General features: G+C 67.3%; 20 protein-coding genes. 8 read left to right on the forward strand and 12 right to left on the reverse strand.

All coding sequences use genetic code 11. The features are described from left to right. Positions 1 to 83: 83 nt before the first annotated feature. Positions 84 to 2,039: a Xaa-Pro dipeptidyl-peptidase gene (locus ACVK00_RS07495; RefSeq protein WP_284895677.1), complete on the reverse strand. Its 1,956-nt coding sequence runs from the start codon at positions 2,037 to 2,039 to the stop codon at positions 84 to 86. A 611-nt stretch (positions 2,040 to 2,650) separates the two neighbouring features. Beyond that, entirely contained in the window at positions 2,651 to 2,989 is a 339-nt protein-coding gene (locus tag ACVK00_RS07500) for a helix-turn-helix domain-containing protein (protein ID WP_034176340.1), read from the reverse strand. A 78-nt stretch (positions 2,990 to 3,067) separates the two neighbouring features. Between ACVK00_RS07500 and ACVK00_RS07505 the strand changes: the two genes are divergently transcribed. Both ACVK00_RS07505 and ACVK00_RS07510 read left to right on the forward strand, forming a co-directional pair. Beyond that, complete coding sequence (locus ACVK00_RS07505; RefSeq protein WP_166722550.1) at positions 3,068 to 3,973, forward strand: hypothetical protein; 906 nt, start codon at positions 3,068 to 3,070, stop codon at positions 3,971 to 3,973. Positions 3,974 to 4,250: 277 nt separating this feature from the next. Further along, positions 4,251 to 4,481 carry a hypothetical protein gene (locus ACVK00_RS07510; protein ID WP_006749871.1) on the forward strand — a complete coding sequence of 77 codons (231 nt, stop codon included), beginning with the start codon at positions 4,251 to 4,253 and terminating at the stop codon, positions 4,479 to 4,481. A 125-nt stretch (positions 4,482 to 4,606) separates the two neighbouring features. Here ACVK00_RS07510 and ACVK00_RS07515 read toward each other — a convergent pair whose 3' ends face one another. The 6 genes from ACVK00_RS07515 to ACVK00_RS07540 form a co-directional block, all read right to left on the reverse strand. Further along, positions 4,607 to 5,614, reverse strand: a complete 1,008-nt coding sequence (locus ACVK00_RS07515) for an aldo/keto reductase (protein WP_284895673.1) — start codon at positions 5,612 to 5,614, stop codon at positions 4,607 to 4,609. Between the two features lie 62 nt (positions 5,615 to 5,676). Next, positions 5,677 to 6,009: a carboxymuconolactone decarboxylase family protein gene (locus ACVK00_RS07520; protein WP_284895671.1), complete on the reverse strand. Its 333-nt coding sequence runs from the start codon at positions 6,007 to 6,009 to the stop codon at positions 5,677 to 5,679. 97 nt (positions 6,010 to 6,106) lie between these two features. Beyond that, positions 6,107 to 7,006: a LysR family transcriptional regulator gene (locus tag ACVK00_RS07525; RefSeq protein ID WP_228908326.1), complete on the reverse strand. Its 900-nt coding sequence runs from the start codon at positions 7,004 to 7,006 to the stop codon at positions 6,107 to 6,109. A gap of 69 nt (positions 7,007 to 7,075) precedes the next feature. Continuing rightward, entirely contained in the window at positions 7,076 to 7,990 is a 915-nt protein-coding gene (locus ACVK00_RS07530; protein WP_435521269.1) for an alpha/beta hydrolase-fold protein, read from the reverse strand. Positions 7,991 to 8,217: 227 nt separating this feature from the next. Then, a complete protein-coding gene (locus tag ACVK00_RS07535; RefSeq protein WP_284895667.1) occupies positions 8,218 to 8,649 on the reverse strand; it encodes a YciI family protein in 432 nt (143 codons plus the stop codon). 258 nt (positions 8,650 to 8,907) lie between these two features. Continuing rightward, a complete protein-coding gene (locus ACVK00_RS07540) occupies positions 8,908 to 10,677 on the reverse strand; it encodes an ATP-binding protein (protein WP_284895665.1) in 1,770 nt (589 codons plus the stop codon). Between the two features lie 154 nt (positions 10,678 to 10,831). On the opposite strand from ACVK00_RS07540, the gene ACVK00_RS07545 reads away from it, so the two are divergent. Then, positions 10,832 to 11,062: a hypothetical protein gene (locus ACVK00_RS07545; RefSeq protein WP_284895662.1), complete on the forward strand. Its 231-nt coding sequence runs from the start codon at positions 10,832 to 10,834 to the stop codon at positions 11,060 to 11,062. Positions 11,063 to 11,099: 37 nt separating this feature from the next. On the opposite strand, the gene ACVK00_RS07550 is transcribed toward ACVK00_RS07545, so the two are convergent. The 3 genes from ACVK00_RS07550 to ACVK00_RS07560 form a co-directional block, all read right to left on the reverse strand. Next, on the reverse strand, positions 11,100 to 11,804 hold the full coding sequence (locus ACVK00_RS07550; RefSeq protein ID WP_284895660.1) for an oxygen-binding di-iron domain-containing protein: 705 nt from the start codon (positions 11,802 to 11,804) through the stop codon (positions 11,100 to 11,102). A gap of 169 nt (positions 11,805 to 11,973) precedes the next feature. After that, a complete protein-coding gene (locus ACVK00_RS07555) occupies positions 11,974 to 12,744 on the reverse strand; it encodes an ABC transporter permease (protein ID WP_166722539.1) in 771 nt (256 codons plus the stop codon). A 5-nt stretch (positions 12,745 to 12,749) separates the two neighbouring features. Continuing rightward, complete coding sequence (locus ACVK00_RS07560; protein ID WP_284895658.1) at positions 12,750 to 13,694, reverse strand: ABC transporter ATP-binding protein; 945 nt, start codon at positions 13,692 to 13,694, stop codon at positions 12,750 to 12,752. Positions 13,695 to 14,556: 862 nt separating this feature from the next. Between ACVK00_RS07560 and ACVK00_RS07565 the strand changes: the two genes are divergently transcribed. From ACVK00_RS07565 to ACVK00_RS07585, 5 genes are all read left to right on the forward strand, one after another. Then, positions 14,557 to 16,155 carry a DUF2957 domain-containing protein gene (locus tag ACVK00_RS07565; RefSeq protein ID WP_284895656.1) on the forward strand — a complete coding sequence of 533 codons (1,599 nt, stop codon included), beginning with the start codon at positions 14,557 to 14,559 and terminating at the stop codon, positions 16,153 to 16,155. 71 nt (positions 16,156 to 16,226) lie between these two features. Then, on the forward strand, positions 16,227 to 17,480 hold the full coding sequence (locus ACVK00_RS07570; RefSeq protein ID WP_284895655.1) for a DUF2957 domain-containing protein: 1,254 nt from the start codon (positions 16,227 to 16,229) through the stop codon (positions 17,478 to 17,480). A 74-nt stretch (positions 17,481 to 17,554) separates the two neighbouring features. After that, positions 17,555 to 18,379, forward strand: a complete 825-nt coding sequence (locus ACVK00_RS07575) for an OmpW/AlkL family protein (protein WP_284895653.1) — start codon at positions 17,555 to 17,557, stop codon at positions 18,377 to 18,379. A gap of 123 nt (positions 18,380 to 18,502) precedes the next feature. After that, positions 18,503 to 19,006 carry an activator protein gene (locus ACVK00_RS07580; protein WP_228908314.1) on the forward strand — a complete coding sequence of 168 codons (504 nt, stop codon included), beginning with the start codon at positions 18,503 to 18,505 and terminating at the stop codon, positions 19,004 to 19,006. Positions 19,007 to 19,236: 230 nt separating this feature from the next. After that, positions 19,237 to 20,337, forward strand: a complete 1,101-nt coding sequence (locus tag ACVK00_RS07585) for a hypothetical protein (protein WP_284895650.1) — start codon at positions 19,237 to 19,239, stop codon at positions 20,335 to 20,337. 76 nt (positions 20,338 to 20,413) lie between these two features. Here ACVK00_RS07585 and betA read toward each other — a convergent pair whose 3' ends face one another. Then, positions 20,414 to 22,114 (reverse strand): choline dehydrogenase, encoded by a 1,701-nt coding sequence (gene betA, locus ACVK00_RS07590; RefSeq protein WP_166722532.1) that lies wholly within the window; start codon positions 22,112 to 22,114, stop codon positions 20,414 to 20,416. Between the last annotated feature and the right edge of the window lie 18 nt (positions 22,115 to 22,132).

Raw genomic sequence — 22,132 nt, forward strand, 5'->3', positions numbered from 1 at the left:
CGCGTTGCTCGGCTGAACCAATGAACCGCGCACCGCCGGGCAACGCGCAAGCGAAGCACGGGGTGCGCGGCCACATTCCAGCGTCAGGACGACACCAGCGGCACCGTGACCGACGTACCTGCCGGATCGAGCGCCAGACCCGTGCCCGGGGTCGGCCGCAGCGTCGCCTCGTTGTCGCTCGACAGCACGACGAGGCCGAGCTTGTGACCCGCTTCGAGCTTGTAGTCGCGCGGCATGAACGTCAGCTTCAGGTCATACGGCATCCCCGGCAGCACGGGCTCCGAGAACCAGTCCGACAAGCGATTGCGCGGATCGGTCCATGCCCGCGTGACGATCGTCGCCGTGCCGTCCGGCGCGCGGTCGACCAGCAACGCCGTCACGTTCGCGACGCCGGTGAAGGTCAGCCGCACGCGGGCGGTCGCGGTGCCGGACACGCGCGTCGCGGCCGTGAACGGCGCCGTCTCGAAGCGGCCGCGATGCTCGCCGGTCGTGGCGTTCGCCAGCGTGAGCGCGGGGATCGACGCATCGTCGGTGAAGCGCGTGAGCGGGCCGCCGCTCGGCATCCGCAGCAGCGTGCCGGTGCCGGTGCCGTCGCCGCCCGCGAAATACGCGACCGGCGTGGCGTGCCGCGCGGCCCAGTCCGCTTCTTTCAGCAGCGTGCCGTCGGCCTGCTCGACCACCGCGCGCGGATCGCGGTCGACACCGTTGTCGACGCCGATCAGGTAGCGCGTGAACCAGCGGTTCACCTCCGCGGTCCACGCTTCGGCCATCGCCGGCACGCGGGTCGGGTCGGTATGCTTCAGCCGATGCAGCCAGAGCTGCGTCGGCACGCCCTGACGCCGCATCGCGAGATACCACGACGTCGACTGGTCGGTACGCACGTTGTCGTCGGTCAGCCCTTGCGCGACGAGTGCCGGTGCGACCGCGTGCGCGGTCGGGATGTCGCGCGCGGCCCAGAACGGCGAGTAGTTGCCGGTCTTGCGGTCTTCCTGCTGCAGCGCCTCGTCGATCAGGTGCGTGCAGCGCTCCGGATGCGCATTCGTCAGCAGCGCCTTGATATAGACGTCGACGTCCTCGCCCTGATAGCCCTCCGGCGCGCGCACGAGGCCGCCCGAGCGGTAGTAGCCGTACATGTTCGACAGCCCGGCGACCGGCACGATCGCATCGAGCCCGCGCGTGCGCAGGCTCGCGACCATCTTCGGCAGCGTGCCGTCGTACGACACGCCGTACATGCCGACGTGGCCTGTCGACCAGTTCGCAACGACCGGCTTGCCGTTCACATCCTTCGCGGTCGCATCGCGGCCGAGCCAGCGGATCACCGACGCCATCGCGACGGATTCGTCGCGCGTGAGGATGGTGGGGCAGCCGTCGGAACCGGCGGTGCCGAGCGAATCCGCATAGACGATCGTGAAGCCGCGCTGCACGAAATAGCCTTCGATCCATGAACGGCCGGCCGCGGCCGCTTCGAGCTGCTGCAGCATCCGGACTTGCGGCGCGGCGGCCATGATCCGCGCGGACGCGCCGCCGGGGGCGGCTGCCGCCGCGGCGGGATGCGGCGTGCCGTCGAGTTCGACGTCGACGTCGTGGTTGGGGCTGTCGGCGAGCCCGGCGTAGTACGGGCTCGCGAGCACGATCACCGGCGTGCGCGCGCCGTTGGCGGTTTCGGACGGACGCACGATGCGCACGTGAATGCGGTCGCGCGTACCGTCGCCGTCGGAATCGACCGGCGTGTCGACCCACGCGTTCTCCTCGATCGTGCCGCCGGACAGCGACGGCTGTACCTGCCCGTTGCTGATCACCGGCCGGTAGCGTCCGCCGCTGGCCGGATTCGCATACGGGACGCCGGAAGGCGACACGCGCCCGGATGCGTTGTCCGCCGATGCGGCGCTGTCGCCCTGTTGATCCTGACCTTGACCCTGCGCGAGTGCGGACACGCCCGCCACGCTGCCGCCGTCGTCACCGCCGCACGCGGCGAGCGTCGCCGCTGCGACGAGCGCGGGGAGCCATGCGCGACGCGATCCTCTGAAATGAAATTGCATTGCCGACCTCGTTCTTGTGATTGTGTGTGGACGACCAGTCCGCGATACACCCCCTGCGGGCCGGGCCGATTACTGCCTGCAACGAAGAGGAAACTGCACCATCGGAAGAGCGGCAGCGCCACGCATGCGCATAACGCAGGACTACGAATCAAATGCACGGTACATGCCGCGCGTCCTTCCAGCTGAAACGGAACGACATCATTCGATGAAACGGGGATGTTGCGAGCTGCGGTGCTGCGCTGCGGAAACACGACGCGACGCGCGTGCGGCGACGGAATGAAACGGATCGGCGGTTTCGGCCGCGCCGCGCATCGTGATGGCTTGCCGGTTCGCGTTTGCTTTCCGGAAGCTTGCGCAAAACTTATCTCAGTGAAATCGTCGTGTCAAACTTTTTTAACCGTGGGTAAATAAAGTTTCGACGCGTTGCCGACGCGGGGCGTGTGGTGCGATGGCGAGGCGCATGTTCGGCGACGTGCGTGCGGTTGTTCCGTGTCGCATCGCTCGATGCAAAACGGGCGATGACGAATCGTATTCGCCATCGCCCGCTCGTTACGTGCTGTCAGCCTTCCTTCCAGTCACGCAGTCATGCCGTCATGAACGCATGCGCGCCGTCACCTGTCGTCGGCTTTCGCCTGCAGATCCTTCAATCCCTGAATCACGACCAACAACGCGCGCCCGTGCTCGTCGGAGCCGTCCCAGGCGTCGACGATCGCGTCGCGCAGCAGATCGTTGTAACGGCGGCGCGCCGGGCCGGTATCGACGCCGTAGAAACTGCATAGCTTGTTGAATGGCGCACTGCGCCGCAGCCGATGTCCGTTCGACAGCCGCAGGCGCGAGACGGTCGGCTGGCTGACCCCGGAAAGTCGCGCGATTTCGCTGGACGAGCGCGTGTCCGCCATCAGACGGCGTAACAGGTCTTGTACAGGAAAATCGTGGTCCGGGGCTTCCATGCGATGCATTATACCTATACAGTTACGGTTGTTGAATGGGCTTGCTGTCACCAGCGAGGCTGTATCCCGAGAAAGTCGATGACACTGAAACATCTCCCTCCCACGTTCTGCTGGACGAAGATCGGTACCGAGTCCGGCGAGGAACTGCCGACCGTCGTGCTCCGCAAGGAATGGGAGCGCCGGCTCGGGGGCGGGCGTTTTCTGTGGGGCATCAACCAGCCGCTCGGCAGCAGCGCGCAAGTCGCCGCGCATCGCACGGGCTCGCTGCTCGCGCTGTTTTCGCCGGTCGCGTCGCGCCCGCGTTCGGGCGAGCGCAGGCGCGAGGACGCGCTGCTGTGGAATGCATGGGTCGACGCGAGCGGCCAGGTGCGGCCGCTGCCGCCGCACACGTTCATCGCGAGCCGCTCGACGCTGCCGTCGGGTCGCCGCCGCGAACAGCACTACGCGCTCGTCTGCGTATCGTCCACCGCGCTGACGGTCGGCACGCAATTGCGCGTGTTCCCCGACCACCTGCGCAGCGTGAGCACCGGCAAGCCGCTCGGCGTCGCGCAGGGCGCGGCCGTGGTCGACTGCATCGGGCGTGCGAAGGAGCAAACCGGCAAGAGCTATCCGCTCGCGCTGTCGGTCGAACTCGAAGCACCGTATTTCGTGCGGCTCGCGCAGCCGTGCGTGCTGAAGGCGCGCGATCTCGCCGACGTGAACAAGGCGACGCGAGCCGGCGATTTCGATCGCTTCGTCGAACTGGTCGCGCGCTTGCGCGGCCGGTCGCCGACGGATGCCGTGCGCGGCGTCACGCGCGACCTGTTCGACGTGCCGCCGATCGAAACGGCGGCCGCCTATGTCGCGCCCACGCATGCCACGCGGCTGCGCAGCCGGCCGGCGGTCGAGCATCCGCGCGAGCTCACTGGTGATCTGTTCGATCTGTCGTCCGGTGAAGCGGCCGCGTTCGGCGGTCTCGCGCATCCGCGCATCGGGCGCGCGTGACGTTCGCGCCGCTCATGGGCGGCGCGTGATGCGGGCAGGAAAACTGATGCACGCGCAACGACACGTGCCGGTGTGGCCGCCATCTCGGCGCGCGCAAGAATTTGTTGCAATCTCGCCGTAGCGGATCGGCGAGCGTCGCGCGACAATCGCCAGGGAAGCACGCCGCACGGCGGGTGTGCGTCGCAGGCTGCCTGCCGTCGTTCACGCCGCCGACATGCGCAACTCGCACACTGAGCGTCGGCTTGCTTCACACAGCAACCCTGAGGGAGAAGTGTCGATGTCGACCCACATCTGTTCGCGGGAAGCACGGGCTGCACAACGCTTCGTCGAAGCGACGCGCAACGTCGATCAGGCGTTTCGCGCCGTGCGCGGCGAAAGCGACGACGACATCTCGTCCGGCGAATATGCACGCGCGATGTCGCGTCTCGATCGTGCGCTGGACGAGCTGGCGCGTGCGCAGGAATTCTTCGATCGCGTGGTGAACGCCGACGCGGCGCACGGCAACTGAAGCCGCGGCTTCTGCTTTCGCCTTTCGCTTCCGCCGCCGTCGTTTTCCGTTTTTCGTTTTCGTTTTTTTTGCCGCGTCGCGCTACGCCCGGCGTGCCGACGCGTCACCGCGTCGGCAGACGAACCTCACACCTTTCGCCCTTCGACCGGATAGCCGGGATCCGTATAACCGTGCGTCGACGCATGTCCCGGCGGCACCAGCGAATCGACGAAGCGTTCGTCGTCGGGGCCGAGCTCGAGCGTCAGCGCATCGATGTAGCTGTCCCAGTGCGCCTCGGTGCGCGGCCCGGCGATCGTCGAGCTGACGATCCGGTTCTTCATTACCCACGCGAGCGCGAACGCGACGGACGTCGTGCCGCGCGCCGCCGCATGCGCGGCCACCTGCTGCGCGATGTGCAGCGACTCGGGCCGCCATTCCGTCTGCTGGATGCGCCGGTCGCCGCGGCCCGCACGCGAATCGGCGGGCGGTTGCGTGTCCGGCGCGTATTTGCCGGTCAGCACGCCGCGCGCGAGCGGGCTGTACGGAACGACGCCGATGCCGTAATGCGCGGCCGCCGGCAACTGTTCGACTTCGGCCGTGCGATCGACCAGGTTGTACAGCGGTTCGCTCGCCACCGGACGATCGATGCCGAGCTGGTCGGCGACGCGCACGATTTCGGCGATGCGCCAGCCCTTGAAGTTCGACAGCCCGACGTAGCGCACCTTGCCTTGCCGGATCAGGTCGGCCACCGCGCGCATCCCTTCCTCGAGCGGCGCATCGGTCAGCGTGCGATGGAAATACAGGATGTCGATGTAATCGGTGCCGAGCCGCTTCAGGCTCGCGTCGACCGATTCGTAGATCCATTTGCGCGACTGGCCCTGACGGTTCGGCCCGGCATCCGGTCCGGCCGGATAGCCGAACTTCGTCGCGACGACCCAGCTGTCGCGATGCCGTGCGATCGCACGGCCGACGATTTCTTCCGAGCGTCCGGCGTGATAGACGTCGGCCGTGTCGATGAAGTTGACGCCCTGGTCGAACGCCTTGTCGATGATGCGCGCCGACGTCGCTTCATCGGTTTCGCCGCCGAACATCATCGCGCCGAGACACAGCGGCGACACCTTCAGCGCGCTGCGCCCGAGATAGCGGTAATCCATGCAAGAGGCTCCATGCGGGCGAGCGCCCGCGTTGGTTCAGGTTGGTTGAATCAGTGCGCGCGTCACGCCGGCACGCCCGCTTCGTCGAACACGCGCTTCGCGATCGGCAACGCCGAGCTGGCGGTCGGCCAGCCCGAATAGAACGCGAGGTGCGTGATCGCTTCGATCAGCTCGTCGCGCGTGATGCCGTTGTCGAGCGCTTTCTTCAGATGGAACGGCAGCTCGTTCACGCGATATAGCGCGACGAGGCTCGCGACCGTGATCAGGCTGCGATCGCGGGGCGACAGGCCGGGGCGTTGCCACACGTCGCCGAACAGCACGTTGTCGGTGTAGTCGGCGAGCGCCGGTGCGATTGCGCCGAAGGCCTGGCGCGCGGGGGAAGTCGGTTCGGACATCGATGGCTCCGGGGGGACGTTGAAGACATCGACGATGGTAGCCACCAACATGCTTATCGATAATCCCCAGGAATGCGCATGTACTTATCGAACCGGTTCATGAATGGCCGGGATGGCGCAGCGCGTCGACGATCAGCGCGAATGCGCGAGACGATTGCCGCCGGCTCGCGTAGTACAGGTGATGGCCTGGAAACGTCGGACACCAGTCGTCGAGCACACTGACGAGCCGGCCGGCCGCGACGTGCGGCGCGGCGAGTTCGGCCGGCACGTAGGCGAGGCCGTAACCGGCGAGCGCCGCGTCGAGCATTTCATAGGTGCCGTTGAACGTGACCTGGCCGTCGACGCGCACCTGCAGCGTGTCGTCGCCGCGCGCGAGTTCCCACGCGTACAGCGCGCCGTGCGTCGGCAGGCGCAGGTTGATGCAGTCGTGCGCGACGAGATCCTGCGGCGTCGCGGGCGGCTCGCGTTCCGCGAAATACGCGGGCGCGCCGACGATCGCCATTTTGAGGTCGGGCGAGATGCGTACCGCGATCATGTCCTTTGCGACCTGGTCGCCGAGCCGCACGCCGATGTCGAAGCGTTGCGCGACGATGTCGGACAGCCCGTAGTCGGTCACGAACTCGACCTTCAGCTCGCGGTAGTCGCGCAGGATCGGCGACAGCCTCGGCCACAGCAGCGTGCGGATCACGTAGTCGGTCGCGTTGATGCGCACGGTGCCGGCCGGCTTGTCGCGCAGCTCGGCGAGCGCCGACAGTTCGGCCTCGATTTCGTCGAAGCGCGGCGCGAGATTCTGCAGCAGGCGCTCGCCGGCTTCGGTCGGCGCCACGCTGCGTGTCGTGCGCGTGAGCAGCCGCACGCCGAGACGCGTCTCGAGCGAGCGGATCGTATGGCTGAGTGCGGATTGCGACACGCCGAGCCCGGCGGCCGCGCGCGTGAAGCTGCGCTCGCGCGCGACGGCGATGAAGGCCAGCAGGTCCGCAAAGTTGTCGCGCGGCATGGAGGAAGTCGGGTGGTCGATGCTTGCGCATCCTACCATCGGGCTTGCCGAGCGATGCGCCGGCGCGCGTCAGCCGGCCTGCATCATGCGCGCCGGATGGCCCGCGAAGCGGGTGTGCGGATCGTACGCATAGCCGCCGTGCTGGAACGACGTCGCGAAGAACCGCATCTGGTAGCCGATCGCGTGCGCCCAGTAGTCCCACGTATGGCCGCCCGGACGCTCCGCATAATCGTGCGGCACGCCGAGCGCGACGAGCCGTTCGTGCAGCGTGCGGTTCGAGCTGACGAACGCGTCGTCGCGGCCGCAGTCGATCGTCAGGTCCAGATGCGCGCGGACGAACGCGCGCGCGCTTTCGACGATCGCGTTGCGGTTCCAGAACGACGCGTGGCGGCCGGGGTCGCCGAATACGTGGTCGATGCCGGGTTCGTCCTCGCAGCAGCGCGGATCGACCGCGCCGCTGATGCTGCCGACCGCGCCGAACGTGTCGGGCCGGTCGAGCGCGATGCGCAGCGCGCCGAAGCCGCCCATGCTGAGCCCGGTGATCGCGCGCGCGCCCTTGGTCGCGATCGTTCGGAAGTGCATGTCGACATAGGACACGACTTCGTCGCCGACGAAGGTTTCGTAGCGGCTGCCCGAGTCGAACGGGCTGTCGATGTACCAGCTTTCGTGGCCGCCGTCGGGCATCACGAGGATCACGCGATAGCGATCGGCCAGCGCGGCGATGCGGGTGTTCGCGGTCCAGTCGGTGTGGTCGCCGCCGGAGCCGTGGAGCAGGTAGACGACCGGAAAGCGTTCGACGCCGCGTTCCGGGCCGTGGCGCAGGCGTGCGTAGTCGTCGGGCAGCACGACGGTCGCCTTCAGCGTTTCGTTCATCGCGGCACTCGGAATCGCGACGACCCGCGCCTGGAAGGCGGTGGCCGGGCCCGCGACGCCGAGCAGCAGCACTAGCCACAACGCGCGTATCAGGTTCATCGTGCCTCGCATCGGGAAAACCCTGTACGGCGACTCTAGCAACCGCGCCTTTCAACCATATTTCGGCGAAACCTACGGGTTGTCAGGTGGGTGGGGGGGCCGGGCGGCGGGGGGCCGGCCCGTCGCGTCAGCGGAAACAGCGCGCGAGCGTCTCCTGCAATGCGGCGGGCCGCTCGGCCGGTATCAGGTGCCCGCAGTTGGCGCACCCGCACCCCTACCGCACCGGCGCCCGGCCCGGCTCACGCGTCGTGCTTGCGGTCCATCTCCGCGCGCAGCCGCGCTTCCTGTTCCTGAAGCTCCGGCGTGAATGCTTCGCCGAAATCCTCGGGCGAGAAAATCTGGCGGATCTCGATGTCCGACTCGGTCGGCATCGGATTCGGGCAGCGCTTGACCCATTCGACGGCTTCTTCCATCGAATTCACCTGCCACAGCCAGTAGCCGGCGATCAGTTCCTTGGTCTCGGCAAACGGGCCGTCGACGACGGTCCGGTCCTTGCCGGAGAAGTGCACGCGCTTGCCGCGCGAACTCGGATGGAGGCCTTCGCCGGCAAGCATCACGCCGGCTTTCACGAGTTCCTCGTTGTACCGGCCCATCGCGGCCAGCAGTTCGGTATTGGGCATCGCGCCCGATTCGGAAGAGGCCGTTGCCTTGACGATCACCATGACGCGCATTGTTGTTGCTCCTTGAACGGGAAAGGGGGGAATCCGTTATCGGCCGGCCGTGGGGCCGGCAAATCGATCGGTTACGACACTACGACGCTCGACGATCGCGCGAATCGACATCGCGCACAAAAAAATTCCGATGACCGGTGAAGCGCTGCGGCGTATTCGACGTCGTCCGTGCGGCAGGGGTGGTGCCGGAAAGATTCGCGGGCTGGACGACCGGCTCCGTGGCCGGCACAGGCGCACGCATGCCCGCACGTCGGCCGCTCACGCCGCCTTTGTGTGCGCGTCGAGCATGTCGCGGATCCGGGTCGCGAGTTCGTCGCGGCGGTACGGCTTGCTGAGCAGCATGACACCGGGGTCGAGCCGCCCGGAGTGGAAGATCTCGTCGCGCGTGTAGCCGGACGTGAACAGCACGGGCAACGGCGGCGTGCGCTGCGCGGCGCGGCGCGCGAGTTCGCCGCCCTTGATGTGGCCCGGCATGATCACGTCGGTAAACAGCAAGTCGATCGCCGTGTCGCAGTCGAGTATCTGCAGCGCGGCTTCGCCGTCGGATGCGGTGAGCACCTTGTAGCCGAGCTGCGTGAGCATGTCGACCACGGTCAGCCGGACCTCCGGGTCATCCTCGACGACCAGGATGGTTTCGCGGCCGCGCGCGGCGTCGTGCTGCGGCGCGCGGGCAGGCTCTTCGGTGCAGTCATCGTGACAGCGCGGAAACGTGAGCCGCACGGTGGTGCCCTGGCCCGGCGTGCTTTCGATCGACGTATGGCCGCCGCTTTGCTTGACGAAACCGAACACCATGCTGAGCCCGAGCCCGGTGCCTTCACCGTCCGGCTTGGTCGTGAAGAACGGTTCGAACACGCGCTCGAGCACGTCAGCCGTCATGCCGGTCCCCGTATCGCTGATCTCGAACGTCACGTATTCGCCGGCCGGCAATGGCGAGCGCCGTGCGCCGCCGGCCGGCGCGGGGTGCGCGTCGTTGTACGCGGCAATCGTCAGCGTGCCGTCGCCGCCCATCGCATCGCGCGCATTGATCGCAAGATTGAGCAGCGCGTTTTCGAGCTGGTGCCGGTCGGCGAGCACGTTGCCGACGTCGGGCGCCAGCGCGGGGACGATCCGCACGGTTTCGCCGAGCGCGCGGCGCAGCATCTCGCTCATCCCGTCGATCAGCTGGTGCGGATTGAGCACCGTCGCCGACAACGGCTGGCGGCGCGCGAAGGCCAGCAGGTGCGACGCCAGTTGCGCGCCGCGCCGCACCGCGTTGTTCGCGCTTTCGATTCGCGGCTGCGCACTCGCGCGCTCGCCGAGTTCGACGGCCAGAATCTGCAGGTTGCCGCTGATCACCTGCAGCACGTTGTTGAAGTCGTGGGCGATGCCGCCGGTCAGGCTGCCGATCGCTTCCATCTTCTGCGAGTGGCGCAACTGCTCCTCGACCGCCGCGCGTTCGGCGATCGCATCGGCCACGCGTTGCTCGAGCGTTTCGGTCAGGCGGCGCAGCGCATCGTTGGATGACTGCAGCGCCGCTTCCGCCTGTTCGCGATGACGCGTGGCGAGCACGCGTTCGGTCGTCTCGATCACGACGGCGAGCACGCCGCCCGGTGCGCCATCGTCGTCGGGCAGCGGGCTGTAATGCAGATCCATCCACACGTCTTCGGGGCGTCCGCTGCGCAGCAGCACGAGCTCCTTGTCGCGATACGACAGCGTGCCGCCCGCGAGGCAGGTGTTCATCACGTTGCGGTTGAACTCGGCGACCTCGGGCCAGCCGAGCTCGACCGGCTGGCCGAGCAGATAGGGGTGGCGTCCGCCGGCGAACCCGGCATACGCGTCGTTGTAGATCATGTAGCCGGGCCGGCCCCACAGCATCACCAGCGGCAGCGGCGACGCGAGCACGGTGCGCACGGCCGCGACGAGGCTCGCCGACCACCTGTCGAGCGGGCCGAGGCCGGTCGACGACCAGTCGAAGGCGGCGACGCGCCGCGCCATTTCACCTTCCCAGCCCGGGCAATCATGATGCTGCGCGAACAATTCGGCATGCATGGAAGTGCTCCGTTAATGACATGGCGGCCGCGGCCTGGCGCGGCGAGTCGCGTAAGCCGATTCATTCTAGTGCAGATCGATCGCGCGGCGGGGCTCCGGAATCGCCTGTCAAAACTGGTATGCTGACCAGCATTACGTTCACGTGGAGGGCGCCATGGCAACGAAGGAAGTCTCGAAGAAAAAGTACCTCAAGATCCTGAACAAACGCCTGCGGGCCGAGCCCGATGCGCCGGCCGGCGCGTCGTTCGTGTTCTTTCCGCTCGGCGCGAAGGCCCGGCATGCGACGGGCGTCGTGTCCGGCGAGCCGCACAGCAAACGTGAACTCGCGGTGATGGCCGCGATCCAGAGCAAGGCGGCCGCCGAATTCGTCGTGACCGGCGTCTGACCGGCCACGGCCGGCCGCACGCCGCAGCGCGTGCGCGCTACGACGCCGCAGCTGCCTCGCAGTGGGCGATGACACCGGCGATCACGCGCGGAATGTCGTGCGTGATCGCCGGGCCGTGCATCGGCAGGATGATGTCGAGATCGAGCGCCTGGATGCGGCGCAGCGCGCTCGCCAGGTGTGCGAGCGACGGCAGGTAGTCGGAGCGCGTGATCGCATCGAGGATCGCGGGCAAGGGATCGTCGGTGTCCTCCCGGCCGAAACGCATCAGGATGTCCGACGACAGCAGCGCCTTGTACGCCGGCAGATACACGACGAGCGCGTCCCACTGATGCACGTGCTTCGTGAAGACCGGCACGACGCCGGTGCCCGACAGTGTCACCGGCTCGCCATCCTTCAGCGGAATCGCGCGTACGCCGAACACGTCGGCGAGCCCCCATGTACACATCGGATGTCCGTACGCGACGAGCGCCGGGTTGGCCGCGAGGAAATCGGGCAGCGCGCCCATTTCGTCGGCCTCGAAGTGTGGGACGATCACGCTGCTGACCAGCGACGGCGCGATGCCGACGGTGTCGAGCGCCGCGCTCAGCTGCGTGAAATTGGACCGGGTGCCCGTTTCGACGCACAGCACGTCGCCGTGTGACGATCGTACGAAGAACTGGCTGAAGCACAGGTTCAGCGTGTCGACGTAGGTCGTGGCGCGAAACAGGCCGTCGCGGACGGCGTCGATTCGGCAGGCGCTCATCGGGGATCCTCGCGCAGGGAATGGGGCGGGCGCTGCGCCGCCCGTGCCCCGCAGGTTGCGGTGCGGCAGGCGGCAGCAGTCGATCTTCCGATTCAGTCTAGCAGCGTCGCTCCGGATGCGCGAACCAGGCGATCGCAGCGGCCGTGCCGGGTACACGGCGCACGCTGCGTCAGTTCTTCAGCTTGTAGCCGGTGCGGAACATCCACGCGACGATCGCGAGCAGGATCGCGAGGAACAGCGTGGTCGCCGCGAGGCTGATCCACACGTGCACGTCGGCCAGCCCGTAGAACGACCAGCGGAAGCCGCTGATCAGGTAGACGATCGGGTTGAACAGCGTGACGATGCGCCACGCGGGCGGCAGCATGTCGACCGAATAGAAGCTGCCGCCGAGGAACGTGAGCGGCGTGATGATCAGGAGCGGCACGAGCTGCAGCTTCTCGAAGCTGTCGGCCCAGATGCCGATCACGAAGCCGAACAGGCTGAAGGTGATCGACGTCAGCACGAGGAACAGCACCATCCAGAACGGATGCAGGATGTGCAGCGGCACGAACAGCCCGGCCGTCGCGAGGATGATCAGCCCGAGCAGCAGCGACTTCGACGCGGCCGCGCCCACATACGCGATCACGATCTCCCAGTACGACACGGGCGCGGACAATATCTCGTAGATCGTGCCCGTGAAGCGCGGGAAGTAGATGCCGAACGACGCGTTCGAGATGCTCTGCGACAGCAGCGACAGCATCACGAGGCCCGGCACGATGAACGACCCGTAGCCGATCCCGTTCACGTCGCTGATGCGCGAGCCGATCGCCGAACCGAACACGACGAAGTACAGAGACGTCGAGATCACCGGCGCGATGATGCTCTGCATCAGCGTGCGGCGCGTGCGGGCCATTTCGGCGCGATAGATCGCGCGGATGCCGTGGAAATTCCAGTTCGCCATGTGCGTTACGCCCCTTGTGCGCCGTTGCGGCGGTTGTCGATCAGGCTGACGAAAATATCCTCGAGCGAGCTCTGCGTCGTATGCAAGTCGCGAAAGCTGATGCCGGCCGAGCCGAGCGCGTTGATCAGCTTCGCGATGCTCGCGTCGTCGCGCTGCGAGTCGTACGTATAGACGAGCGCGGCGCCGTCGTCCGCGCGTTCGAGCCCGAACGTGGCGAGTTCGGCCGGCACGGCCGCGAGCGGGTGTTCGAGCTGTACGGTCAGTTGCTTCTTCCCGAGCTTGCGCATCAGCTCGCGTTTCTCTTCGACGAGCACGAGTTCGCCGCCGAGGATGATGCCGATCCGGTCGGCCATTTCCTCGGCTTCCTCGATGTAGTGCGTGGTCAGCAGGATCGTCACGCCGCTTTCGCGCAGCGAATCGACGAGCTTCCACATGTCGCGGCGCAGCTCGACGTCGACGCCGGCCGTCGGCTCGTCGAGGAACAGGATGCGCGGCTCGTGCGCGAGCGCCTTCGCGATCATCACGCGGCGCTTCATGCCGCCCGACAGCGTCATCAGCTTGTTGTCGCGCTTGTCCCACAGCGACAGCGCCTTCAGCGTCTTCTCGATGTGCGCGGGATCGGGTGCCTTGCCGAACAGGCCGCGGCTGAATGACACGGTCGCCCACACGGATTCGAACGCGTCGGTGGTCAGCTCCTGTGGCACGAGGCCGATCATTTCGCGCGCCGCGCGATACGCGTCGCGGATGTCGTGGCCGCCGACCGTCACGCGGCCCTGGGTGGGCGTGACGATGCCGCAGATCGAGCCGATCAGCGTGGTCTTGCCCGCGCCGTTCGGCCCGAGCAGCGCGAAGATCTCGCCCGGGCGGATGTCGAGGGTCACGTGCTTCAACGCCTGGAAGCCGGACGCGTAGGTCTTGGAAAGATCGGAGACGGAAAGGATCGGTTGCATGCTCACGGATGGCACGGCCGGTCGGTCCGACGCCGCGCGCCGCGCGTGCCCGGCGCCGCCGCCGCGAAGCGGGCGGTGGCGGGGGCGGCATGGCGAACGGGCGTCATGTCGAACGGCGTTGTGGTGCGGGATCGCAGGACCGCCATATTAGCAATCGGAAGATGGAAATGCATTTCCACGGAAACGACATGCGATGCCGGTGCGGGATTTGCGGGAAATGCACGTGGGTCATTCAATAAAACGATGCTTTATTTGAATCGAGCGAACAATGCGCGTCGTTTTCGCTCGACCGGTGCGGGTCGACCACCGTCGTTCCCATGCGCGTTGCACCGGGCGGGTATTTGTCTGAGCAAATAAATTGAAGGCTGTTTGAAAAACTGTCAAGCACCCCGCACACACTGGGATTGCGCGGTTCGGGCACGTTTGGAACTCTGCATCCATTTACTTGTGCGGATCGTCCCCTCATAGTCTCGACCAACGACGCATCACGATAACGAATCAAGCGTACGTACGGAGACCAATACATGAGACGCCTATCCGAGGGCCCGGCCGGACTGTCATGTCCGCGCTTTTCGCTGGATGCGGGCACGACGCGAGTCGCGTGCCCGCGTCATCGCATCGCGTTGTCGCTGTAGCGACGCACCCCATTCCGTATCGATTGTCCCGCTGGCGCCGTGCCGCATGACGGCGCCGCCGGATAGCGCTTGCCTGCCGCGGCGGTCCCGATCGCATCTGCCGATCCGGCCGCGCGGCGCGCATTGCGCGCATCGTCATGCGCCGCGCACGCTCGCGGCGCAATACCAACCGGCGGGCCACGCAGCCCGTCCGCACGAGACCTGTCGTATCTGAAAAGGAGGGGTTGATGCTTTGCATTCCTGAATGGCGGAAGGCGATCCTGTCATGCGCCGTGCTGGCGCTGCCGTTCGTCGCCGGTTGCGGCGGCGGCGACGATCCGGGCCCGATCAACGTGCCGCAGTGCTCGGGCAGCGCATGCGGGCCGAGCGGCGCCGAAACGACGCCGCCCGTCGTGACGAAGCTGTGTCCGGATTCGCTCGACTACACGACGACCTACACGGGCGGCGCCGGCAGCGGCGAATACGTGAAGGTGAAGTTCGACACGACCAAGCTCACCTATCAGATGCAGTTCCTCGAATCGTCGGTGCCGACGTCGGCGGGGCAGGTCAACGACACGCGCGCGGGCCTGACGATCAACGGCGCCTTCCATCATCCGACCAACCTGCCGACGGCCGAGCAGAACCGCTGCGCGTTCGTGCTCGACAGCGGCGCGACGAGCGATGGCGCGTATTCGGTGACGATCAAGCGCACCGATCCGCCGATGCTGTTCGTCGGGAACGGGGTGGTCGGCGGCGGGATTCCGGGCGCGACGATTCAATTCGACGGCATTCCGCTCGCGCCGGGTCTCTATATCGGCACCGTGCCGTCGCGCACGTTCGATTTCTATCCGTTCATCGGCTTTACCGACACCGAGACGGATTTCACCAAGGTGGCCGGCGTATACAACGAAGTCGGCATTCATCTGTCGCCGACCGGCAGCAGCTATCAGACCGCCACCCCGCAGGGCTGGCAGCCGGATGTCGTGAACTGGAGCCAGACACTCGGCGCGGACGGCACGTGCACGATCACGCCGGGCAGCGACTACTCGTGCCAGACGACCGGTACGCCGTGGACGCTGCGCAAGAACGCGGACGGCAGTGCCGACAACGTGTTCGTCAGCAGCGCGAAACCGGGCTTGCCGTATCCGTCGGCCGGCCAGGAGCAGCCGCTCGTGCTGCTGTCGCCGACCGAGGCGCATGGTGTGATGATCGTCGGCAAGCTGAACGGCGCGCTGATACCGATCGTGATTCGCGTCGGCTACTCGCACGCCGATGCGAGCAACCTGCTGGCGTCGGTCGCCGACGCGGAAGTCGGCATCTCGATGCTGTCTCCCGCGCGGTCCGTCGCGGCCAATGTGCTGAAGGGCGGCTTCATCGGTGCGACGAGCGCGTCCGCGTGCGGCGTCGTGACGTCCAACGGCGTGTATGGCGCACCGGGGATTTCGGGGCCGAGCTTCGACAGCCTCGTGCCGCATCCGGACCTGCCCGGCACGTTCAACGGCACGTTCTTCATGCCCGAGGCCGGAAACTGCACGGACGGCAGCGCCGTGTCGACGATCGCCGCCAACTACACGTCCACGCTGTTCCAGGGCAATACCGCGGCATTCATCGACCCGCAGACGTCGTCCGTGAGTTCGCAGTTCGCGCTCGACTACACGCAGGCCACGCCCGGCAAGATCAAGGTCACGGCCTCGCAGGACTTCAACGCGAAGGGTGCGAACGGCAACGTGGCGATCTTCAGCAAGGGCGACACGGGTTGGCTGGTGACGGCCGGGAACGTCTACGCGATGGTCGTCAACAACAACAAGATCAACCCGTTCTTCACGGTCGGCGCGTTCGTCCAGTAACGGCGGACTGAACACGGCACACCGGCGGCGCATGCGTCGCCGCCGGCGAATCGAAATTCAAGAGGATTCCTATGAATGTGAAGAATTGGATGGCCGCGGCGTCGCTCGCGCCCGTGCTGGCCGCCTGCGGCGGCGACGGCGACCCGCCGCCCGCGCCGGTGGTGCGGTTGTGCCCGCAGTCCATCGACTACAACACGGTGTTCATCGGCGGGTCCGGTTCGGGCGAACTCGTGAAGGTGCAGCTCGACACCACGAAGATGACGTACCGGATGACCTACCTCGCGTCGCCCGTGCCGACCACCACCGGCACCGTGCAGCCGACGCGCGACACGGCGCCGGCCAACGTCGTCGACGGCACGCTGGCCGACGAGACCGGCCTGCCGACCGTGAAGCTGAACCAGTGCACGTTCCGGATGCAGAACGCGAGCCTCGACCCGAGCCGGCCGGCCCGCCTGTTCCTCGGCGAGGGCGTGCTGGGCGGCGCGATTCCCGGCGCGACGATCCAGTTCGACGGCGTGATCGGCGTCGGCAAGATTCCGAAAACGACGTTCCCGTACTACCCGTTCATCAGCTTCTCGTCGCTCGAAACCGATCTGTCGAAGATCGCCGGTACGTACAACCAGCTCGGCTATCACCAGGTGCCGTCGCAGAACTTCCAGCCGGTGGCGCTCGACCAGCAGGTGACGATCAACGCGGACGGCAGCTACGTCGAAACCGACAACTTCGGCAAGAAGAACGGCGGCCAGCCGCTCGCGTCGAGCGCGACCGTGAACCAGCCGTTCACGCGGCGCCCCGATGCGCCGGCATTCCAGTCGCTGAACTACCAGCCGCAGGTTCCGGCGACGCTCGCCGCGCTCGATCCGGCGAAGGCCGGCAAGGGGATCCTGATCGTCGGCAAGCTGCGCAACCAGCTCGTGCCGGTCTTCATCCGTACCGGCGCCGCGAACGCGGACCTCACGCAGGGCCCGCCGAGCGCGGACGACGAATCGGGCATCTCGTTCCTGAGCCCGCAGGCGGCGGTCGCGCCGGGCTCGCAGAACGGCGAGTACACGGGTGTCGACAGTGCGTTCAACTACCGCGCGACCGCGCTCGTCGGCGCGCAGGCGACGCTGCTCGATCCGTTCAACGCGTCGCAGGCGGCGCTCACGCGCGCGCTGAACCTCGACTACACGCAGAAGGTGCCGGGCGTCGTGACGACGGTGCATGCGGACGCGGCGTCGGGGCCGGCGACCGGCAAGTTCGTGTTCACCGGCGGCGTGTTCGGGTTCCTCGACATGGCCGATACGAACAACCCGTACTTCACGGTCGGCGCGTTCGTCCAGTGACCAAGCGCGGATGGAGACACGGCGGCGTCGCGCGCGGATGCGCGGCGCCCGGACAGAACGAGGGGAGAGGTTTCATGAAGAAGCTGATTGTCGCGGGTGTCGTCGCAGGCGTGTCGACGCTCGCATCGGCCCAGCAGGCGGGCGACAACGTCGCGACGCTGGGCTGGCTGCACATCATGCCGCAGGATTCGACCAACGGGCTGACGACGAATCTCGCGAACATGCCGATCAACGGGCCGCTGCGGCTGCCCGGTTCGTTCACGTCGCCGGGCACGAGCCTGACGGTCAACAACGCCGATACGGTCGGCCTCACGCTCACGCACTTCTTCACCGATCACATCGCGGTGACGTCGGTGCTCGGCGTGCCGCCCGAGTTCACGCTGACCGGGCACGGCGTGATCCGGCCGCCGGGCCCGGCCGGCTCGCTCGGCACCGTCGACATGGACAAGGCCGCGAACCAGCCGGCCGTGAAGAATGCGCGGCAGTGGAGCCCGACGATCATTCTGCAGTACTACTTCAATGCACCGACCGCGAAGTTCCGTCCGTTCGTCGGGATCGGCGTGGCCTACAGCTGGTTCAGCAACATCGAACTGAACGGCAACTTCGCGAAGGACATCAACGAGAACCTCGGCAGCGTGCTCGCGGCCGGCGCCGGCAAGCCGGGGCCGACGTCGGTGGAGGGCAAGGCGTCGTCGTCGTTCACGCCGGTCTACAACGTCGGCGCGAGCTATGCGATCGACAAGCACTGGGGGCTCACGGCCACGCTGACCTACATGCCGCTAAAGACCTACTCGTCGCTCGTGATCAAGGCGGCCGACGGATCGACGCTCGCGACCACGCGCACGCGGCTGAAGGCCGATCCGCTGATCACCTTCGTCGGCATTTCCTACAAGTTCTGAGCCGTGCGGCACGCGTCACGCGTGCCGGCGGCTTCCTGCGACCGAGCGGCCGGAGCGATCCGGCCGGGACGTCGCGTTCCTGGCGGCATGCCGCCATTTGTGAAGAGAGAGGGGGCAGTTCAAATGAGCATTCGCAAAATCGTATCGCTTGTTGCTGCAGTGGCATTCACCGCGGTTTCGGCCGCGCCTGCTTTCGCCGTGACCGTTTCGCGCGCCGACGGGCAGGCGATGAACCCCAATGGAGAGCCGTTCTCCGCGACGGGCCTCACGGCCCTGGCCAAGGGGGCGATCAACGCGACTTGCAACGCGACGTTCAACGGCACGATCTCGTCGACGGGCATCGTCAACATCACGTCGACGACGTTCACGGGCGGCGCGACGTGCGGCCTGATCAGCGGCAGCGCGACCAGCGCGTCGCCGTGGACCGGGCAGGCCGACAGTACGACGCAGCTGTCGATCAACAACGTGAAGGTGAACGTCACGCTGCTCGGCACGTGCGGGCCGAGCAAGGTCGTGACGACGTGGAACGATCCGAACTCGTCACTCACGTTCAATAATGCCGTGCTGACACCGGACTGTACGGTCGGCGGCACGGTCGTCACGTCGCCGAAGTTCCACGTGCAGTAAGCGTCGCGTGATCGAGGCCGGGCGCCCGCCATCGACGAGGGCCGTGCAAGGATGCGCGGCGGGCGCTCCGGTTTCGAGCTGCGTTCGCGTCCTCGCGCGTATCGGCGCGGCGACCGGCTGGCCGCCTGCCTCGCGATCCGAGGTGGGTGGCCATACCAGGGGCCGGTGCGACGCACCGTGCCGCCTGCTTCGACCGAACCCGAAACGAGACAACCATTCCGATTCGCCACATGCTCACCGACCCAGCGAAGTATGGCGCTGCCCGCGGTGCGACGCCTGACCGGCTGCGCACGGCCGCGTGGCTGCAGTACCTGATCGAACATCTGTACGACGCGGCTTGCGTGGCGGCGGCCGACGACGGCGACGACGCAACGGACGTTCCGCCATCGTCGCGCGCGGCACGCGTGCGAGCGGGCTTGAACCTGTCGCACGAAGCGATCGCCGTCCTGCATGAACTCGCGCCGTGGATTGCAACGGACGGCGGCGGTTGCGCATGCGAGGCGAGCGATCCGCCCGGCGCATGCACGCACGTGCCCGACGCGCGGCAGCTTGCGCACGCGGAGCGATGCTGCCCGGGATCGCGCGCGGTATTCGAAGCCGCGCATGGCTTCGTCGATGCGTGGACCTTCGACGATCCCGACGACGGCTGGGCCGCGCTCGAGCGGATTGCCCGTGGCGTCGAGCGAGGCAGCGACGATGCCGACGAGCATGACGCACCGCTCGCGAAGAACCTGAGAGAACGACGCGCGGCCATCGCGGCGGCGTGCGTGGAGCCGTCGGCACGGCCGGGGGACGTCATCGATGCGATCGTGCTGCGCGTCTGCGGGCCGCGCGACGATGCCGCCCGCATCGACGAGATGGCTGCGCTCGCGATGTTCTGCGCGGAGCTGGCCGCCGGCAAAGGGATTTCCTTTGCCGCGTACGGCGGTCAGCATAATCTCGTCGCGCGCGCGATTCGCGAACGCCGCACCGATCTTGCGTCGGTGGACGGTCTGCTCGCGGCGGTGTCCGCGTGCCGGCTCGACCGGCTCGTCGGCGCGGGCAGCTTCTGGGCGTATTACCTGTTGGCGGGCATCGTGATCGCGGCGCCGGACACGGTGCGCGAATTCGCGCGCCGCTTCCACGGCGACGCGTGGCAGGCGTGGCTCGATGAAACGCTGGCGTGGCCGGCGCTCGGCCGCTTCGGGCGGAAGGAGGAGGTCGCGTTCGAGCATCTGCGCGGCGCGATGAGCCTGACGTCGCGCGCGAATCCGATCGTGCGCGCGAAACGCGTGCGGCCGAGGCGGGCGGCCATCACGCGGTTCAGTACGGGCGCCGGGCGCGCCCAATGAAAAACGGCTCGCGGCGAAAACGCCGCGAGCCGTGCATGTTGCCGCCGCCACCGCTGTGCGCGGGGCGGGGGTGCGATTACACCGTCTCCGGCTGCCGCACCGCCTTCGCGACATTGCGCGCCATCGCCCCGTTCGCGACGAAGTAAGGCACGTCGACACGCGCGAGCGGCTGGCGGCCGCGGATCTTGTCGGCGATCTTCTCCGCGATCATGATCGTCGGCGCGTTCAGGTTGCCGGTTGTGATGATCGGCATGATCGACGCATCGACGACGCGCAGCCCTTCCAGCCCGTGCACGCGACCTTCTTCGTCGACCACGGCCATGTCGTCGTAGCCCATCTTGCACGAGCACGACGGATGGAACGCGGTTTCCGCGCGGGACCGCACGAACGTGTCGAGCTCCTTGTCGGACTTGCAGTCGGCGCCCGGGTTCAGCTCGCGGCCGCGATAGCGGTCGAGCGCGGGCTGCCGCATGATCTCGCGCGTCGCGCGGATCGCATCGCGGAACTCGCGCCAGTCGAGCGCTTCGGCCATGTAGTTGAACAGGATGCTCGGGTGCGCGTTCGGATCGCGCGAGCGCAGCTTCACGCGGCCGCGGCTCGGCGAACGCATCGATCCGACGTGCGCCTGGAAGCCGTGCATCTCGATCGCGTTCGAGCCGTTGTAGTTGATCGCAACGGGCAGGAAGTGATACTGGATGTTCGGCCACGGATCGTCGTCGCGCGTGCGGATGAAGCCGCCCGCCTCGAAGTGGTTGCTCGCGCCGAGGCCCGTGCCGTTGAGCATCCATTCGAGGCCGATCTTCGGCTGGTTCCACCACTTGAGCGCCGGATACAGCGACACCGGCTCCTTGCACTCGTACTGGATGTACATCTCCAGGTGATCCTGCAGGTTCTGGCCGACGCCGGGCAGGTCGAGCACGATCGGGATGTCGAGTTCCTTCAGCCACGCGCCGGGGCCGACGCCCGAGCGCTGCAGCAGCTGCGGCGAGGCGATCGCGCCGCTGCACACGAGTACCTCGCGGCGCGCGTGCGCACTCGCGCGCTCGCTGCCGCGCAGGTACGTGACGCCCGACGCGCGCTTGCCGTCGAACAGGATGCGGTCGGCGAGCGCGTGCGTGACGATCTCGAGGTTCGGCCGCCCCTTGGCCTGGTCGAGGTAGCCGCGCGCGGTGCTGGCGCGGCGGCCCTTCGGCGTGACGGTGCGGTCCATCGGACCGAAGCCTTCCTGCTGATAGCCGTTCAGGTCGTCGGTGCGCGGATAGCCGGCCTGCACGCCCGCATCGACCATCGCCTCGAACAGCGGGTTCACGCCCGGCTTGCTGGTCGTGACCGACACGGGGCCGTCGCCGCCGTGATAGTCGTTCGGGCCGACGTCGCGCGTCTCGGCCTTCTTGAAGTACGGCAGGCAGTCGAGATACGTCCAGTTCTCGAGCCCCTTGTGCGTCGACCAGTTGTCGTAGTCGAGCGCGTTGCCGCGGATGTAGCACATCCCGTTGATCAGCGACGAGCCGCCGAGCCCCTTGCCACGGCCGCATTCCATCCGGCGGTTGTCCATGTGCGGCTCGGGGTCGGTCTCGTAGGCCCAGTTGTAGCGACGGCCCTGCAGCGGATAGGCGAGCGCCGCCGGCATCTGCGTGCGGAAGTCGAAGCGGTAGTCGGGGCCGCCCGCTTCGAGCAGCAGCACCGTGACGTTCGGATCTTCCGTCAGGCGCGTCGCGAGCACGTTGCCCGCGGAACCGGCGCCGCAGATGATGTAGTCGTATTCGCGTGTCGTCATGACGGGGTATCTCCTATC

The organism is Burkholderia sp. PvR073 (assembly GCF_054055695.1).